Annotated in this window: 15 protein-coding genes and 1 tRNA gene; 4 read left to right on the forward strand and 12 right to left on the reverse strand. The window is 38.2% G+C overall.

What is annotated here, in order from left to right; genetic code table 11:
- Positions 1-36: 36 nt before the first annotated feature.
- The 9 genes from FJR09_RS09340 to FJR09_RS09380 form a co-directional block, all read right to left on the reverse strand.
- Positions 37-777, reverse strand: coding sequence for a peptidase (locus FJR09_RS09340; protein WP_168653860.1), 741 nt, complete (start codon positions 775-777; stop codon positions 37-39).
- 12 nt (positions 778-789) lie between these two features.
- Positions 790-1,023, reverse strand: coding sequence for a preprotein translocase subunit SecG (gene secG / locus FJR09_RS09345; RefSeq protein WP_015079245.1), 234 nt, complete (start codon positions 1,021-1,023; stop codon positions 790-792).
- Between the two features lie 342 nt (positions 1,024-1,365).
- Complete coding sequence (gpmI, locus tag FJR09_RS09350) at positions 1,366-2,964, reverse strand: 2,3-bisphosphoglycerate-independent phosphoglycerate mutase (RefSeq protein ID WP_015079246.1); 1,599 nt, start codon at positions 2,962-2,964, stop codon at positions 1,366-1,368.
- Positions 2,965-3,272: 308 nt separating this feature from the next.
- The gene (locus tag FJR09_RS09355) at positions 3,273-5,075 is read right to left on the reverse strand and encodes a serine/threonine-protein kinase (protein WP_168653861.1); all 1,803 of its coding nucleotides are present in this window, start codon (positions 5,073-5,075) and stop codon (positions 3,273-3,275) included.
- 328 nt (positions 5,076-5,403) lie between these two features.
- Positions 5,404-6,132, reverse strand: coding sequence for a hypothetical protein (locus FJR09_RS09360; protein WP_168653862.1), 729 nt, complete (start codon positions 6,130-6,132; stop codon positions 5,404-5,406).
- Positions 6,129-7,289 (reverse strand): AAA family ATPase, encoded by a 1,161-nt coding sequence (locus tag FJR09_RS09365; protein WP_168653863.1) that lies wholly within the window; start codon positions 7,287-7,289, stop codon positions 6,129-6,131. The genes FJR09_RS09360 and FJR09_RS09365 overlap by 4 nt, the downstream gene beginning before the upstream one ends.
- A gap of 104 nt (positions 7,290-7,393) precedes the next feature.
- Positions 7,394-9,637, reverse strand: a complete 2,244-nt coding sequence (locus FJR09_RS09370) for an FdhF/YdeP family oxidoreductase (protein ID WP_168653864.1) — start codon at positions 9,635-9,637, stop codon at positions 7,394-7,396.
- A gap of 239 nt (positions 9,638-9,876) precedes the next feature.
- Positions 9,877-10,779 (reverse strand): S1 RNA-binding domain-containing protein, encoded by a 903-nt coding sequence (locus tag FJR09_RS09375; RefSeq protein WP_015079250.1) that lies wholly within the window; start codon positions 10,777-10,779, stop codon positions 9,877-9,879.
- Between the two features lie 128 nt (positions 10,780-10,907).
- A complete protein-coding gene (locus FJR09_RS09380) occupies positions 10,908-11,648 on the reverse strand; it encodes a dienelactone hydrolase family protein (RefSeq protein WP_168652195.1) in 741 nt (246 codons plus the stop codon).
- A 214-nt stretch (positions 11,649-11,862) separates the two neighbouring features.
- Here FJR09_RS09380 and FJR09_RS09385 point away from each other — a divergent pair, with 214 nt between their 5' ends.
- Together FJR09_RS09385 and FJR09_RS09390 are read left to right on the forward strand one after the other, a co-directional pair.
- Complete coding sequence (locus tag FJR09_RS09385) at positions 11,863-12,849, forward strand: GntR family transcriptional regulator (protein WP_015079252.1); 987 nt, start codon at positions 11,863-11,865, stop codon at positions 12,847-12,849.
- An 8-nt stretch (positions 12,850-12,857) separates the two neighbouring features.
- Positions 12,858-13,139: a hypothetical protein gene (locus FJR09_RS09390; protein WP_174783280.1), complete on the forward strand. Its 282-nt coding sequence runs from the start codon at positions 12,858-12,860 to the stop codon at positions 13,137-13,139.
- A gap of 478 nt (positions 13,140-13,617) precedes the next feature.
- On the opposite strand, the gene FJR09_RS09395 is transcribed toward FJR09_RS09390, so the two are convergent.
- From FJR09_RS09395 to FJR09_RS09405, 3 genes are all read right to left on the reverse strand, one after another.
- Positions 13,618-14,421 carry an inositol monophosphatase family protein gene (locus FJR09_RS09395; RefSeq protein WP_015079254.1) on the reverse strand — a complete coding sequence of 268 codons (804 nt, stop codon included), beginning with the start codon at positions 14,419-14,421 and terminating at the stop codon, positions 13,618-13,620.
- 61 nt (positions 14,422-14,482) lie between these two features.
- On the reverse strand, positions 14,483-15,037 hold the full coding sequence (locus FJR09_RS09400) for a thermonuclease family protein (protein WP_235081966.1): 555 nt from the start codon (positions 15,035-15,037) through the stop codon (positions 14,483-14,485).
- Between the two features lie 40 nt (positions 15,038-15,077).
- Entirely contained in the window at positions 15,078-15,446 is a 369-nt protein-coding gene (locus FJR09_RS09405; protein ID WP_015079256.1) for a 2Fe-2S iron-sulfur cluster-binding protein, read from the reverse strand.
- Positions 15,447-15,994: 548 nt separating this feature from the next.
- On the opposite strand from FJR09_RS09405, the gene FJR09_RS09410 reads away from it, so the two are divergent.
- Both FJR09_RS09410 and FJR09_RS09415 read left to right on the forward strand, forming a co-directional pair.
- A tRNA-Ser gene (locus FJR09_RS09410) sits at positions 15,995-16,081 on the forward strand.
- A gap of 301 nt (positions 16,082-16,382) precedes the next feature.
- Positions 16,383-17,078: an NYN domain-containing protein gene (locus tag FJR09_RS09415; RefSeq protein WP_015079257.1), complete on the forward strand. Its 696-nt coding sequence runs from the start codon at positions 16,383-16,385 to the stop codon at positions 17,076-17,078.
- The last annotated feature ends 255 nt before the right edge of the window (positions 17,079-17,333 follow it).

Raw genomic sequence — 17,333 nt, forward strand, 5'->3', positions numbered from 1 at the left:
TACCTTTGCGCCTCTGCGTCTCTGCGTGAGCTAAGTTTAATTCTGCCCCAAACTTGTAGACTGTTCATAAACCCGTTTTAAAGTATTCACATCTCTAATCGAAATAAACGGCGGTTTGCGAACTTGAGAAAAATACATAATATCAGTTTGCAGAAGACTATGACCCCAAATTCCCAAAGCATGGCCAAGTTCATGACGGGCTGCTGATAAGACATAATCACCAGTTTGACTAGGACTCAACAGAATTGTAAACCGGTGAGATAAAATATTATTTTCAGTATATAAATCATAACTAGTTAAAGCCGAACGCGCCCGCAATATTTTACCATTAGGTTCACGTTGCAAAGGCGGTGCTTTTCGGGAGATTGTAATATCAGCAATAGCCGATTTTTCCACTACCTGTAAAGGTAAATAGATATTCCATTCTTGAACAGCTTGGAAAACACTATTAACCCATATTTGTGACTGCTTTTCATTAATATCTGTTGGTGTTTCTATCTTCACCTTTACCGGAAAACTTGACCAAATCAAATAACCAACTTTCGTAGATTTGATTTGATCAAAATAATCACCACTATTTGTTTTATCTTGCCATTGTGCCAGAGTCGCTGGTAAAGGATGAGTTTTTTGGATAAATTGGGAGTTTCTTTCCTGTTCCCTCACACCAGCATTTACTTGAAAGTTACTCAAAATAACTAGCAGTCCTGTACTTATTGCTAAAGTCAGAACTGCTTTTAATCTTCGCCAAAAGTTTTGATTTTGGGTAATTTTTCCCATTTTCAGTTTCAATTATTTAGGCAACCAATTAGCACTTAAAACCACAGTTAAACCCAGAAAAACTACAACTAATGCCCAAGTAACTCGATTTAAAGTATTTTCGGCACTTTTGGTACTGGTAAATAATTGTGCTTGTCCACCAATAGCGCCAATACCGTCACCTTTAGGACTATGTAACAAAACGAGGATAATCAAACCGAGAGCGGAAAATGCCCAAATGCCTTGGATGATGTTAGTAATTGCCATATTTAGAAATGTTGGTTATAAGAAGTTATCAATCTCGTAAGGGTTTAGCAATGCTCATTGGTGTCAACTTAGGTTACAGATACTTCGACCCTTCGACAGGCTCAGGGCATCGCAAGCTCAGTACAAGTGGCTTATTTGTTTGGCTTCCACACCCGTCAGGGAATAAATTCCCTGTCTCATAGCTCAAGTCCGTTAAAACGGACTAATAAATTTTCCTAGTATTTAGTCATCTTTTAGATGACTTTCGCTATTAGCAAGGAACTTGAGTTCCTTGCGGGATCAAGATTTTGCGTTAAGTTGACATCAATGAAGCTCTTGCTTTACCCCTACCATTTTACGATTTTACAAACCTATTTGTACAGGAGTACGAGTTAGTTGTAAATCATATTCTGCGGCTTTAAGTAATGATCGCCCTGTCATTTCTTGTGGTTGGGATATCTGTAAAATATCCAGAATAGTTGGGGCAATATCGGCTAATTTGCCGTCATTTCTTAATTCCACATTTGTTCCATATCCGGGTATTTTGGCTTTTTCACCTTCTACCAAAATTAACGGAACTGGGTTAGTAGTATGCGCTGTCCACGGATGACCGCCTTCATCTAGCATATACTCAGCATTGCCATGATCAGCAGTAATAATTGCTGTACCACCTGCTTTACCAATAGCATCAATCAGACGACCTAAACATTTATCTACTGCTTCAATCGCTGTCACAGTAGCTGGGATTTGCCCCGTATGCCCTACCATATCTGGGTTAGCATAGTTCATCACGACTAGGGAGTAAATGCCCTTTCTCATGGCAGCGATCGCCACATCTGTCACAGCTTGTGCTGACATCGCCGGGGCTTGATCATAAGTTGCCACCATGGGACTACTGACTAATTCCCGGTCTTCTCCCTCACAGGGTTCTTCCAGTCCCCCGTTAAAGAAGTAGGTAACGTGGGCATATTTTTCAGTTTCCGCAGTTCTAAACTGTTTTAAACCACGATTAGCGATAACTTCACCGAGAATATTACTCAGATTTTGCGGCGCAAAAGCCACAGAAACAGGTAATTCTGGATCATACTGGGTAAAAGTTACAAAGGAAAGCGGCTGAATTGGCTGTCTTGCAAAACCGTTAAAAGTGTTGCTGACAAAGGCTTGAGTTAGTTCTCTAGCCCGGTCAGGGCGGAAATTGAAAAATATAACCCCATCACCAGATTCTACCGCGCCTGGTTGCAGACGGACGGGAAGAACAAACTCGTCAGTCACACCTTCAGCGTAAGCTGCTTGCAATGTCTCTACAGCCGTGAGTCCATTGCCCGCACTATCTGTTGTTATCACATCGTAGGCACGTTGGACTCGATCCCAACGGTTATCACGATCCATTGCATAATAGCGACCACTGATAGTAGTGATTTCACCGATGCCAACCTGATCTATATAGTCTTCCAACTGCTGAATGACGTTGATAGCATCTGTCGGTTTAGTGTCACGACCATCAGTAATGGCGTGGATACAAACTTGTGAAAGTTGCTGTTCCTTCGCTAAGTCAAGTAGTCCAAATAGATGGGTAATATGGGAATGCACCCCGCCATCAGAACAAAGCCCCACTAGATGTAACTTGCCATTAGCAGCACGGACTTCCTGGCAAATTTTGACAAGGGCTGGGTTTGCGGCTAAAGAACCGTCTTCTACAGCATCTGAGATCCGTACCAGTTCTTGGGGTACGACTCGACCAGCCCCAATGTTCAAATGACCAACTTCCGAGTTGCCCATTTGTCCTTCTGGCAACCCTACGGCTTTTCCTGATGTGCGAATGAGGGTGTGGGGATAGACTGCCCATAAACTGTCCATAATCGGAGTTTTGGCAGCGGTAATTGCGTTTCCTCGCGTTTCCTCACAGTAGCCCCATCCATCTAGAATGACTAGCACCACAGGAGCAACAGGTGCTTTGGTCATAGTAAAATTGCCCTTTACTTTTTGTAATACTCGAATGATACCATTGCTAACCAACTCTGGAGGTTAAATTCTGCATATTGAATTAATGATTGCTATTTTAAATTGCAAATAATGTATAAAATAGATTATGTATAAATTGACTTAGAATTATTTTGTTGTGCGATCGCTAATATTGGCGGGTAAAGCTTGAAAAAATGGTAGAAAGCGGATGTTTATTGTCATTTACTCTTGGATCTTCTCATCCAAGCTACCTAACTAAAATAAAGATTTTTGTCTGTATTTGAGTAGATTTTAATTAAAAAGTTATATTAAAATACAAATGTGTTAATACTTGTTTGAAAAATAGAAAAATTTTGTCCAAATTGTTCTTTTTTACAGGAAAACAATACTATCCAAACTGTGTCATTATCCCTAATTACATAATATAGTTGTTTGCTATTTACACCTAATAAAATCATTCGTCCTACTTGATGTCCTTTAACTGAGTATGTCTCCATATCTAATATAGTCGAGTTTCCCGCCGTTTCTCTCATATAAAGTTCTAGGTTCACTTGATGTGGTAATTTTTCATAGCCAACCATGACAGTATTAAAGGATTGTAAGTCAGGATCATTAGGCTCAAAAGCCCAAATAGGAAAGTTTGATGGATTTTGTTGGACTAATTGAGCAAACTGTTCCAGTTGTGGATTATGACTTCCTGCGTTATTCATAAATTTATATAACTTTTCATTTATATCACCAGTTTGCCAATTTGGAGGCAACCATAATGATGCACCTCCACCCTGAAACTTTTTCCAACCATAGGGAATTTGTGGATATGTGTTTTTATTAGAAACATGAGGTGCTTGATTCGTAGGTCGAGAATTTATTTTATTCGGATTATTTTTCTTCTGTATTTTAGTTGGTTTTGAAACCGGAGGTTGAGAATTTATTTTCTTCGGATTATTTTTCTTCTGTATTTCAGTTGGTTGTGAAATTGCAACTGGTTGACTAGCTTGAGGTCGAAAAATCTTACTAATATCTTTCCAACCAAATCTAAAAAATATTAATATTACTCCACCAATTAATGCTCCAATACCTTGATAAATTTGCTGAGATGATTCATTTGTTTGATTCTTTGATGATTGCTGTTGAGAACTGGAAACTGTTTTATGTTGTGTATGCTGTTGAGGTGGTTTTACTAACGTAGATGGTACTGTTGAAGCTGAGGTAGAAGATAAATATGATAAATTATTAATATCAGATATACACCGCAAAATCATTTCTGTATTTTGTGGACGTTTTCCCGAAAAAGGTTCGCTTAGATAATCAATCAAACCCGCTAATGGCTTAGATACTTGTGAAGCACTATCTCGCCATATTAACTTACCTGTTTGAGAATCTTCAGAAAATTCATCAGGAGATTTACCAGTTAACAAATAAATAAATGTTCGACCAAGAGCAAAAAAATCTGATTGTGGTACAGCCTTACCATTTGCTTGTTCCAAAGGTGTATAACCTGGGGAAATAATACCCGTTATATTTTGTCCCGCTGCTTTTTGGTAATAAGTTTTTGTGACTTCTCTTGCTGTACCAAAATCAATTAATGCCAAATGTCCATCTGCTTTAAGCATAATATTTGATGGCTTAATATCTCGATGAAAAAAGTTTTGTTTATGTACCTCATTTAAAATATTTGCTAGTTGAGTTAACCATAAAATTGCTAATTTCTCATCAATGGGGCGATTATCTCTTTGTTCCATATATTGGGACAAATCCAACCCCTCAATTTTTTCCATCACTAAACAATGCAAAGGTGATTGGCTATTTCTGGGTATAAATGTAAAATATACTTCTGCTTTCGGTATTCCTGGATGATTTAACTGACTTAATACTCGTGCTTCTTGCTGAAAAAGGGATACTGCTTTCGGGTCATCTAAGGTCAATACTTTTAACACTTTGAGGGTGTTATTTTGGCTAACCTCAAAAGTCTTACCAAAGCCACCTTCCCCTAATTGACGAATCACTCGATAGCGACCTTCTAATAGCAATTCTGAGCCACAAGCTTCACAAAATAGGATATTGTCGGGATTTTGCGACTTTGGGCAGTTAGGATTGATGCACAGGCTCATAATCTTAGCAGGTAGCAGATTTATCTTACCTCCCATATTATACGCACTGTCAGGGTTTAGCAATGCTCACGAGTGTCAACTTAATCTAAAACCCATAGCCCGTCTGGGAATGATAGCGTAGCGTGGCGTAAGCCATATTCCCAGTCTCATAGCAAAAGTCATCTAAAGATGACTAAAAATCCTAAAAAATCCCCAGTTTACTTTAGTAAACTTTAGCTATGAGCAATGAAATTTATTTCAGGGTGGGTGTTGAACCCAACAAATAAGCCATTTGTAGCTTAAGTTGACAGTAGTAATGCTAAATGCCCACCCTACTAAGTCGTTTCAGTTAGCAATTCACAACCGCTACCAGTAAAGATTGTGTAAAAGCAGCATATCCTTGTGGACAGCCAGTTTTGATTATTGCTAAATCAATCTGTTTACCTAAGTTCCAACGAATTTGTAGCGGACGCTGATTGCTAGTGTCTTCAGATAAATACGTTGATTTGGCAATTGCATTCTCCAAAATATCCTTTGTATTCTCTAAATCTTCTAAATTTTCCAGTTTTTCTAACTCTACACCTAAAATAGTTGAAACAGTCTGAGTATCAGCAAGTAACCATGTCTCGAAATTTCTAATTGCTAAACCTCCGGCAGAGCGATCGCTAATAACTTCCTCGTTAATATCTAAATGATTATCACGAATTTTATTTAAAGCTCGTTCTAAATCAATTTGTCTTTGTTCTAGTTTATCATCAGCATCAACCACAATGAGGATCATGTCTACATCCTCTGGTTTCCACAAAATAACAATTTGTGCTAGATATTTGAGGTCTAAAATTGAATGGCCAGTGCGTAAAGTAAGTTTTTGTTTTTCTTTAACTGATGGATGTCTTTGGATGAAATCACAATCAGGTAATCCAGCATTTTCTAATTCTCGTCTAATTAAAGTATGGAGTGCGCCCTCATTTGTTCTTTCAATTACTTTCCCGCCATCTTCTGGTTTAATGTAAGGAATACTTGCACCCAATTCTGCTTCCCCTTCGGCAATTAGCCCAATCCGAATCCGACGACTCATTCTGGATTGCCTCCAAACACATTTGTAAACCAAAGTTCACCTAATGCCCCATCATAAGCTTCTAAAGCTTTTTGAAATCGCAGAGAATCTATAGGTAATTTATGAACTTGAGTTTTACCTTCTTTGTCTAATTCAACCGCACGGACTTGATATGGTTCAACATAATTTAATAAAAGAGGAGAATGAGTTGTAATTAAAACCTGAACAGGTTTACCAGTTATTCCTTCAGTGGAAACAATTTTTAGCAACTCCATCATTTTGTGCAGTAACCAAGGATGAACTCCATTTTCTATTTCTTCAAAGCAAATAATACTTGGAGTATTTTCTTGATACAGCGCAGTTAGAAAAGCCAAAATTCTCAATGTTCCATCTGATATATCAGATGAAGGAATATGATGTTCTGAATATCTATCAACTAATTCTAGTAAAAAAGTTTGATTTTCTCCACGAGGCAATATAACCTTTTTTATATTAGGAACTAGCCTTGTTAAACGTTCTTCTAATTCATCAAAGCTTTGACGATTAGTGTGCAGAATATCAACCAGTGCGTAAGCAATTCCTTCTCCAGTTCTCTCCATATTGCCATTTAATGAGGCTTTGCTGGACAGAGAACTTGGCGCAAAGTCATAAATATTAACTTTTTTCAAGGACTTGTACAGATCAGAATCTAAATATTTTTTAGATACAAGCTCTCTTCTTCGACTTTCGATTGTATTAGAGTTTTCATCGTTATATTCATAGATACTCGGATCATAATCTTTTCTAAAATTCGCTCCTTCAATAAAAATCTCTTTTCGATCATAATTAAGACAGACTAATATGCTTGTATCTAAGAAATTTCTATTTTTTGCAAAAAAAGCTGTAGGAGATGTACTGACTTCAAATCCAAGATAATCTAGCTTTCCATGCCAAAATTTAGATTCAAGTCTCTGCTGATTTGTGCTTATAGTTTTTAAGGATTCTGAAAAAAAATTGATAATTTCCATATTACTTGTACTATCTATCAGTCTTTTCAGAAAATCAGATAATACAGCTAATGCTTCACAAATATTAGATTTTCCAGAACCATTAGGACCGATGAATACAGTCAATGGTTCTAAATCTACTTCTGTATCAAAGAGGCTTTTGTAGTGTTGAACTCTTAATTTAGATAACATCTGTTTGCAAATAAATTGGCTCTTGAGTTGTTTTTATGGTGACTGAGGATTGATTATAACAATAATAGCACCAAGTGATCTACTTTATGGAGCTTTTAACATTATTATTTTAACACAAAAACCGGAACTCTTTTATAAGCAGGTGTCCCACTTTTTGGATCAATTTCTGCTTTAAATAAAACGTTACTTTCCGGATAAAACATGAAAGCTACACCTTCACGAATTGCACCACAAATAATTTCAATATTCTCTAATTCTCCCGCATTTCCTTTAACTGTAACTCGTTGATGTTCCTGAAATCCTGCTTTTTTAATATCCAAACTATTCATTAAAATACAATGACGATGGGGCATATTGCGATATTTATCTTCACTGCGATAAACTACTGTATTATGTTGTCCATAACTACGTCCTGTTCCTAATATTAGGACAATTCCTGACTGATTTTCCTCAACACCAAAAGCTGATTTATGCGGTAAGGATAATTGGGGTAAGGGTGTGACAAACATCTGCGCTTTACCATCAGAAGTGGGAAATTTTGGTTCTTCAAAAATTCGCCCTGTAATAGTAAATTCTTCCTGAGTTTGATCAATTTTACCTATTTTGTCATAACCAGGAATAGTTTTAGCAATTAATTCTCTGACATAAACTGTATCTTGTAATTTACGCCAATTAATCGGATTTTCATCATGTAACCGATGAGCAATTTCTGTAATTAATTCAACTTCGGAAATCAAATCGGAATTATCTGGTTGTAAATGACTTTTACCTGCATCATTTAATCTGACAAAATTATTACCTGATTCCGTTGTCGTCCTATGGGGATTTTCAAAGCGATTGAATACAGGTAATATTAAAGTTTGCTGTTTAGCTAATCCGTGAAAATGTCCTAAATTCGGTTTTGTCGCTACATAAAAAATGGTTTCAATTTGCGATAAAGCCTGTTTTGCTTGCTGTAAATCGGGGTTAGCTGCATACAAATTTCCCCCTAAACAAAAGAGAGTATTGATCTTTCCTAATTCTGCTGCTGCTATTAAATCACGGGTATGATAACCAGGAGTTTCACTGACGGGTTTTCCTAATAGTTTTGATAATGCTTGTTTGATTTCTTCGCGCAAATTGACGGTGACACCCATTGAACCAAATCCTTGCACGTTGGAATGTCCCCGAATGGGCATTGTTCCTGCGCCAATTTTACCAGCGTTACCTGTAATTAAGGCTGTATTTGCGATACTAAAAACATTATCTACACCGTTGGCTTGTTGGGTGATTCCCATAGCCCAAGCAAATACTACACTTTCTGATTTACCAATTAGATAAGCTGTGGCTGTAATTTCTTCTTGAGATAAACCGCAGGTATTAGTGATATTATCCCAAGATATATTTTCTGCATAATCTATAATTTGTTGCCAGTTTTTAGTGGAAGACGCGAGATATTCTCTTTTAATTAAATTCTGTTCAATTAGAGATTTTTGCAACCCCACAAATAACGCCACATCACTACCAGGAATCGGTTGTAAATATAAAGAAGATATATCTGAACCACCTGTGAGTAAAGATTTGACGGGAAACGCAGGAGAGGCAAATTTAACTAAACCGATTTCAATTTGGGGGTTAATAATAATTACTTTACCGCCTCTTGCCCGCAATTGGATTAATTCGTTCATTAATCGCGGATGATTTGCCGGTGCGTTAGAACCAATTAAAACTAGACAATCACTATGTTGTAAGCCTTCTAAACTTACCATTGATGTCCCTGAACCGAAAACTTTTTTTAAGCCGATGGTTGAGGGAGCGTGACATAAATCAGAACAATCTGCTAAATTATTACTACCAAGCGATCTCATTAATAACTGTAATAAATAAGCAGCTTCATTGGCAGAACGTCCAGAACTATAACTAGCAATCTTTTTTGGTAGTTGTTGAAAAGCTATTGTGGCAATTTGGTAAACTTCTTCCCAACTAATGCGTTGATAATGAGATGAACCTGATTTGAGAATGAGAGGATAACTAAGTCTCCCTAAATCATCACATTCTTGAGAAGTCAGTTGTTGTAATTCACTAATATTATATTTTTGAAAAAAATCTTGTTTAATTCCTGGTTGCAATTCTGCTGCAATTGCTTCCACACTTTTAGCACAACGTTGTAAATATTCTCCCGCTTCATTTACAAAGCCTCCCTTTTGTCCACCCGTACCCCAAGCACAGGATAAACAAGCACTTTTATGATTGAGAGTTTGCCATAATTGTAAACCTTGGGGTGACAGAGTTTTTTCTATCCAGTATTGGATGACAGGTAAACCACCACCTGCATTGCAATTAGATTTATTTTCAGGTAAATTATCCATAAATAGAAGTTTTATATCTTATTTCTTTACGGACTGATTTTTTAATATTTAGCTTATACCAATTTTACATCAGGCTGCACAGAAACATGAAATCCATTAATTAATTTATCCCTCTTCATCTGCGTTTATCTGCGTTTATCTGCGTTCAATTGGATCATCTTTTTTGTGGAGTTCTCTAATATTATTATAGCGGGCAAGATGCCCGCACTACCAATCACCAATCACCAATTACCAATCACCTATTCAGCCGTTTTATTAGCCGCACGATTAGCACGAGATTCGGCTGAAGCCATGACTTCTGCAAAGTTTTCCACAACTTCACCAGGGTGGTTTTCCAAGACTCTGGTAGAAATCGCCACTCGACCTTTACCTTCGTCTAAATCAATAATTACAGCTTTGATTGGTTGACCAATTTGAAAGACTTTGTCTAAAGATTCAATGAATTTTTGGCTAACTTGTTTGATGTGTAGTAAGGCGCTGACACCATTAAAATCTACAAATACACCAAAAGGTTTGATGCCGGTGATTTTTCCTTCGATTAATTGACCGATTTCTAATAAACTGAAGTTGCTAGAACGAGCAGCTAAACGTTGAGAAAGAACGAGTTTATTGGTTTCCCGATTAATTTCTAAAAAACCCACAGTGAGACTTTGACCTTTGAGTGCATCTAGGTTATCACGTTCGGACAGGTGCGATCGCGGAATAAAACCTCGTAAACCAAAAAGATCAACAGTGACACCACCTTTATTAACACCTGTTACCCGCACTTGAACAGTTTGGGAATTCTCTTGTATTTCTGCTAGTTTTTCCCAAATCTGCCGCATTTCCAATTGCTTACGGGAAATGGTAACTTGACCTTCAGCATCCTGATCCCGAATAATTAAAAACTCTAGTTCCTCATCCATCGGTAATATTTCCGACAAATCAGTTACTGCTCTCAAAGAAGCCTCCTCTTGGGGAAGAAACGCCGACGATTTACCACCAATGTCAACATAAGCACCGTCGTGGTCAACTTGGAATATCTTGCCACGAACAACTTGTCCTTTTTGAAATTGGTAATCGTGTTTTTCCAGTGCTTTGGCAAAATCGTCCATTGAAAAAGACGAATTGGCTGTTTGAGAAAGTTTAGATTCGGAATTCATGACGGTTGAAGATAAATTATTATTTGTTATTTGTCAGTGGTCAGTGGTCAGTAGGGGCGAAGCATTTGGAAGATAAATTATCGGTCATTGCCAAAAATAGTTCTCCAAATGCTTCGCCCGTACAGTTGTCAGGACAATTGGCTAAAAAGTTGTTGGACTTGCGCCCAAGCGTCCGCCGCAGCTTTAGGATTATAACTGGCACGACGGTCACAAAAAAACCCATGATCAGATCCATCGTAGCGAAACAGCCGATGAGAAATGTTATATTTTGCAAATTCGGCGGCAATCTCTTCCACTTGTTCTGGGGGAATACTCGCATCTTCCGCACCAAAAAAGGTGTAGATAGTGCCTTTAATCTCTGATGTCCGCGTCACCGTGGGATTTCCACCGCCAGGAGTCCGGGTAGTAATTCCCGCACCATAAAAGGACGCAGTGGCTTGAATATCAGTGAGAGTAGCAGCTAAATAGGCGACGTGACCACCAAAACAAAAGCCAATACAACCAAATCCATCTGGTTTGACTTGGGGTAAAGTTTTCAGGTAGTTAATAGCTGCTTGAATATCGCTTAAAAGTTCTGATGCTGTAGTTTGTGAGGCATAATTTCTACCTGTTTCCATCGCGTCGGCAGTATAACCAGTCTCAAATCCAGGGGCTTGACGCTGGAACAGTGCTGGAGCAATTGCTACATATCCCAGTTTAGCAATCCGTTCTGTGACATCCCGAATATGCACATTAACGCCAAAAATCTCTTGTAAAACCACAATTCCTGGATAAGAACCGGTTGCTGTTGGTTTAGCTAAATAAGCGGCGATTTGCAAATTATCTTCAGAAATTTGAATTGTTGAAGTGTTTATTGTTGGCTCTGTCATAATTAAGTTGGTAGTAAGGGAATAGGCGAGAATTAATAATATTTATTAGCCCTGTTGGCGGAGCGGCCAACCTACTTCATTCATTCTGACTGTTTACTCCTAAATCGGTGTATTCTTCTGTGGTAATATTTTCCAAAGCAAACTAACTTATCAATCATATATTTAACAGGTAAATTATGGCCATTTGGATAAGTCTTATGGAGCAGGATGGGTAATGATTCAATTTCGTATTCAGCCAGATAGTGAAATTCCTGCATCTAATCAACTATTTAATCAAATCCGATTTGCGATCGCTTCTGGGCAATATACACCTGGATATAAACTGCCCAGTACCAGAGCTTTAGCAATGCAAACTGGATTACATCGCAATACCATTAGTAAAGTTTACCGCCAATTGGAGGAACAAGGATTTGTTGAAAGTCTAGCAGGTTCAGGAATCTATGTCCGCGCCCAAGGTCATGAGGGTGGAAGTAAATCCCAGTCACCCATGCTTAAACAACATCCTGAGGCTTATAAGGTAGTGGAACAAGCCCTAGATGAGTTACTTAGTCAAGGCTGTTCTCTCAATCAAGCCAGGGAAATATTTTTAGCAGAAGTTGACTGGCGTTTGCGTTGTAGTGCCAGAGTATTAGTAGTAACCCCATCTCAAGATATTGGGGCTGGGGAATTAATGATTAATGAGTTGGAAGAATCCCTGCAAATCCCAGTCCAACTCGTAGCAATGGAAGAACTTATCAGCGTCCTCGACCAAACTACCTCAGCAACATTAGTCACCAGTCGTTATTTTATCGGAGAAGTGGAAGCGATCGCCGCACCAAAAGCTGTCCGGGTGATTCCCTTAGATATTCACGATTATAGCAAGGAACTCGCTGTAGTTAAAAGCCTAGCCAAATCTAGTTGTATCGGCATAGTTAGCCTTAGTCCTGGCATTCTCAGAGCCACAGAAGTCATTTTACACGGTTTACGCGGGGATGAATTATTGGTAATGACTGCCCAACCCAAGGATGCTTATAAACTACACGCTATCGTCAAACGCTCAGAAATTATCTTTTGTACGGATCAAGTCAGCTATTCTACCGCACAATCAGCTATGCAAACAGTCTTAGAAGACCTAATTCGTCCACCTAAACTCATTCGCTGTGAAAATTATATCGGCACACAGTCCATTAATTTATTAAAACGCGAACTGGGATTAATTTAATTTGTCAGTTGTTAGTAGGGGCGAAGCATTTGGAAGATGAATTATCGGTCATTGCCAAAAATAGTTCTCCAAATGCTTCGCCCGTACAGTTGTTAGTAGGGGGGAAGCATTTGGAAGATAAATTATCGGTCATTGCCAAAAATAGTTCTCCAAATGCTTCGCCCGTACAGTTGTTAGTAGGGGGGAAGCATTTGGAAGATAAATTATCGGTCATTGCCAAAAATAGTTCTCCAAATGCTTCGCCCGTACAGTTGTCAGTTGTCCTGAAAATAAACCCAAGGAACAAATAATTTGTGCAGTAATTTCTGGGGTAGAAGAAAAATCAAATGAGATAACAGCAATACCCGAATTAATTAAAGTATTAGATATGACTGGATGTTTATACTCAACACACCTTAATTATTTGATTTAAGCGGGTAGGGGTTTAGCAATGCTAAACTCCTACAAATCTAGGTTTTTCGTGATTTCACAAAAGTCCATGTCCCAACCGTTTTGAGTATATTAATATATATAAATGAACAAAATAAATTTATTATTAACAATAAATAATTACCCTAAATTTATTAAATTTTTAGAATTTTAATCAAGAAATTAATCAATTTTTGAATGAAATTAGATATTTTTACAAATTGATTCACTAACATAGTATTTTGTCAAAAAAAATTAGATGCGTTTCCCCTGAATAAACTCCCTGTCTAATAGCAAAAGTCGGTTAAAACCGACTCATGAAAAAACGCAAGTTTCTAACCCACAAACATCATAGAAAAATTACGTCCAACTTGCTAAACGGGGAACTTTCATCAATTCTTGACTGAGGCTATCGTGCAGATAACCATTAGTAGCTAAAATTCTTCCCGACTCAATTTTGATCGGAGTCCCATCATAAGCAGTCACATTTCCTCCCGCTTCCTGGACTAATATTATCCCAGCCACAACATCCCAAGGCGCAATTCCCCTTTCCCAATAACCATCAACTCGACCACAGGCTACATAAGCTAAATCCAAAGCTGCTGCACCATCACGTCTCACACCTTGGGTAAGATGGGTAAGATGACAAAACTCGGCATAATTGTTGTCAGGGGTTTCCCGTCTGTCATAGGCAAATCCACTGACTAACAGGCTTTTACCTAATTCCGCTGTTTGAGAAACCTGAATAGGGCGACGGTTACGGGTTGCACCTAAACCAGCAGCAGCCCGAAATAACTCATCCCGAAAAGGGTCATAAATTACTCCCACCTTGGGGACACCTTGAATCATCAAACCAATAGAAACAGCGAAACAGGGATATTGATGGGCGTAATTGGTTGTACCATCGAGAGGGTCAATCGCCCAGAGAAATTCATTATCTTGATTTCCCAGTTTTCCCGACTCTTCAGCCAGGATAGAATGTTGGGGAAAATGGCGACGCAATACTTCTAAAATTACCTGTTCAGAAGCTTTATCAGCAGCGGTAACTAAATCACCAGGACGGCCTTTTTCGGTGATTGCGTCTTCTAATTTACCTAAATAATCTTGTAAAACTACACCTGCGGCTAAAGCTGCTTCTGTAGCAATATCTAGAAAAATTTGCATATTTGTCGGTTGTCAGTGGTCAGTTGTCAGTTGTCGGTTGTCGGTTGTCAGTTGTCGTTTTTTAACGAGAGAGACGGCGAAATTCTCCGGGGGTGATTCGCATGGGTTTATCGGGATTCCAGATGCCTTTTCCCATGATTCTTGCCCATTGTTGGGCGCGTTCTAGGCGTTGGTCGTATTTGTGATTAGGCGATCGCGCTACAAATAAAGCATATCCTTGTTTGACAACTTCTTCATTTAACAACAGTTTATCTTTCCATACATAAGCCAAAGTTCGGTTAAATTTATCCTTAGCTTCTAAATCAAATTCCAGATTGACAGCTTGATTTGCACCACCAATTAAACCTTCTACTAATTGTTTTGCATCCTCACCCCAAGGAAGTTGGCGGATATCTGGTGCATCTAAACCAATTAATCGGACTTGGGAAATTAAATTGGGTTGTGCTTCCATTCCCAAAACTTCCAAACTTTGTCCACTCACAACCCGTGCTATTTTTACATTAGCGGGAATGATTGAGGAATTGTTGTGGCTTTGACAACTCACCAACAGTAAAAAACTAGCTAATATAATTATTCTCGTTACAAAAACGCGAAGACGGACTACTACAGTAGCCATCCTCGCTATCAAATTAATTAACATGAACACACAAAAAATCTTAGTCCTCATCTAAGGGTAAACCCGCTTTAACTTTGCCCTTACCAAAAAACCGCCCAAACTGAAGTTCATAAACCTCATCTTCATCTTGTGTTTCCACTTCCAAATCAGAACGAGCGTAACTTACACATAATAAAGCGTAACCTTGGCGACGTAAATCAGGAGAAAGCCCAATGGCTTCTGGTTGATGAATTTCTCCTGATAAAACTCTCACAGCGCAGGTTGTACAAGCCCCATTTCGACAAGAAAAGGGCAATTCTGTCCCATTGTGTTCAGCGGTGTGTAAGATATAGCGGTCTTCAGGAACTTCGAGAGTATGTGATGTCCCAGTTTGGCGATTGTAAACTTTAATTGTGTGGGTTTGAACCATCTTGATTTTTAGATTTGCGGATTTGGAGTTTCACACTTAATTATAAGGAAGAACGCCGAAAACCCTTGAAAATGTGGCTGACTCAGGAAGCCACATTTGGGCTTTAGACAAGGGATGAAGGCTAGAGGCTTTCCTTTATCCTGCATTGACGTTAATTTGAAAATTTGAAATTATTTCAAATTTTAATCCATATTCGTGATACAACTAAATTGTCACTAAAGACATAAAAAGCTACCGAGGGACTCTCGGAAAGTTACGCTTGTCAGATATGATTTCGCCCGCCAGGGCAAACGAAATCAGGGCAAGAACCCAAATATTTAAGGAACCCTGCCTGAAACTGGGATAACTGAGGGATATAGACTGAAACTCTCTATAGAATCTCCGCGTCTAAAGACGCGGAGAGTGTCAAAAGAAGATTGCTTGAAAACTCTGCACTTTCAGGTCAGGGAGTGATGATAGCGCAGCCTGTCCTTAGCCATAGAAAATATCTTTTCCAAAATGGTTGCTTTTTTTTCAATCCTATTGTAATATAGCAAAACGAGACACCTGGAGAGATGGCCGAGTGGTTGAAGGCGCAGACCTGGAAAGTCTGTTATGCAGAAATGTATACGAGGGTTCGAATCCCTCTCTCTCCATTCCCCAACAGTAACTAAGTTTGATTTAAAAATATTTGCTTGTAAGCTCACACAGCAGACTTTACCCATAAAACTAAAAGATAATTTTTGGATATAAATAGTGAATTTCGCCCAAAAGTGGGCATTTTGTGTAAAGTATATGCAGGTAAACGGCAAAATATCATATTCACTTAGAAGAAATCGGCTAAAATCTACCTGATAGGTATTAACTCAACCAAGACTGTGGCAACAAATTAGTCAAAATTCAGCTATTGTCAGTTTACCTACAACAACATCCCCACTTTAATATTCAGAGGTATCAATGCAGTTTGACAATTTTAGCAAAAAAACAAACGAATATAAAGAACTTAAAGAAAAACCTCATTGGCAAAGCCCAGCAACCAAAGGCAATATTAAGCCTAAAGAACCTAATCCAGCTAATAATATCAGCTTTAATGAGGATGACAATCGTGGACGAGTAGCAATTTTTATTGACGGGTTAAATTTATTTTATGCCGCATTACAATTGGGAATTGAAATTGATTATGTAAAATTGCTTTGTCGGTTAACAAAAAATTCTCGGTTATTACGTGCTTTCTTTTACACAGGAATGGATAGTGGCAACGAAAAGCAACAGGGATTTCTTTTATGGATGCGTCGTAACGGCTATCGTGTAGTTACTAAAGATATGAGTGTAGTTGTCGATAATTACAAAAAACCAAATTTGAACGTAGAAATTGCCGTTGACATGATTACTTTAGCACCCTATTATGATACAGCCGTCTTAGTTAGTGGCGACGGAGATTTATCCTATGCTGTTCATGCAGTTAGTAATGTGGGCGCTAGAGTAGAAGTAATTGGCTTGCAAACAACAACTAGCGATAGTGAAGCGCGTTCTAGAAATCACCTAATTGATGTGGCTGATGAATTTATAGATTTTGATAGTATTAAACAACACATTCAAAAAGATTCTACTATCGGGTATAGTTATCGGACTTCTTCTAATTACCAAGTTTAAATTCCCAATATATAAATTTTCCTCCCTTTTTTTGCAATTTTATCGCAACCACCTTACTGGTGAGGGCATTAGTTGATCATAAAATAAAACTCCATCTAAAATAGGGTTTTATTCCCGACTGCTAAGATATTATCCCAACCTCAAATTAAAATAATTTGAGAGGATTTAATCCTGAATTTTATTTGACACTTTTCTCGTATCTGTGCTATACAAGTGTAGAAACAGCTAATTAACATTAATAGACATAACAGACTT

This window comes from Dolichospermum sp. UHCC 0406 (assembly GCF_009712025.1).
In the GTDB taxonomy this organism is placed as follows: Bacteria; Cyanobacteriota; Cyanobacteriia; order Cyanobacteriales; family Nostocaceae; genus Dolichospermum; species Dolichospermum lemmermannii.

Coding starts and splice junctions, on each gene's coding strand:
- FJR09_RS09340 (WP_168653860.1), bottom strand. CDS start 777: ATGGGAAAAATTACCCAAAATCAAAACTTTTGGCGAAGATTAAAAGCA.
- secG (WP_015079245.1), bottom strand. CDS start 1,023: ATGGCAATTACTAACATCATCCAAGGCATTTGGGCATTTTCCGCTCTC.
- gpmI (WP_015079246.1), bottom strand. CDS start 2,964: ATGACCAAAGCACCTGTTGCTCCTGTGGTGCTAGTCATTCTAGATGGA.
- FJR09_RS09355 (WP_168653861.1), bottom strand. CDS start 5,075: ATGAGCCTGTGCATCAATCCTAACTGCCCAAAGTCGCAAAATCCCGAC.
- FJR09_RS09360 (WP_168653862.1), bottom strand. CDS start 6,132: ATGAGTCGTCGGATTCGGATTGGGCTAATTGCCGAAGGGGAAGCAGAA.
- FJR09_RS09365 (WP_168653863.1), bottom strand. CDS start 7,289: ATGTTATCTAAATTAAGAGTTCAACACTACAAAAGCCTCTTTGATACA.
- FJR09_RS09370 (WP_168653864.1), bottom strand. CDS start 9,637: ATGGATAATTTACCTGAAAATAAATCTAATTGCAATGCAGGTGGTGGT.
- FJR09_RS09375 (WP_015079250.1), bottom strand. CDS start 10,779: ATGAATTCCGAATCTAAACTTTCTCAAACAGCCAATTCGTCTTTTTCA.
- FJR09_RS09380 (WP_168652195.1), bottom strand. CDS start 11,648: ATGACAGAGCCAACAATAAACACTTCAACAATTCAAATTTCTGAAGAT.
- FJR09_RS09385 (WP_015079252.1), top strand. CDS start 11,863: ATGATTCAATTTCGTATTCAGCCAGATAGTGAAATTCCTGCATCTAAT.
- FJR09_RS09395 (WP_015079254.1), bottom strand. CDS start 14,421: ATGCAAATTTTTCTAGATATTGCTACAGAAGCAGCTTTAGCCGCAGGT.
- FJR09_RS09400 (WP_235081966.1), bottom strand. CDS start 15,037: ATGGCTACTGTAGTAGTCCGTCTTCGCGTTTTTGTAACGAGAATAATT.
- FJR09_RS09405 (WP_015079256.1), bottom strand. CDS start 15,446: ATGGTTCAAACCCACACAATTAAAGTTTACAATCGCCAAACTGGGACA.
- FJR09_RS09415 (WP_015079257.1), top strand. CDS start 16,383: ATGCAGTTTGACAATTTTAGCAAAAAAACAAACGAATATAAAGAACTT.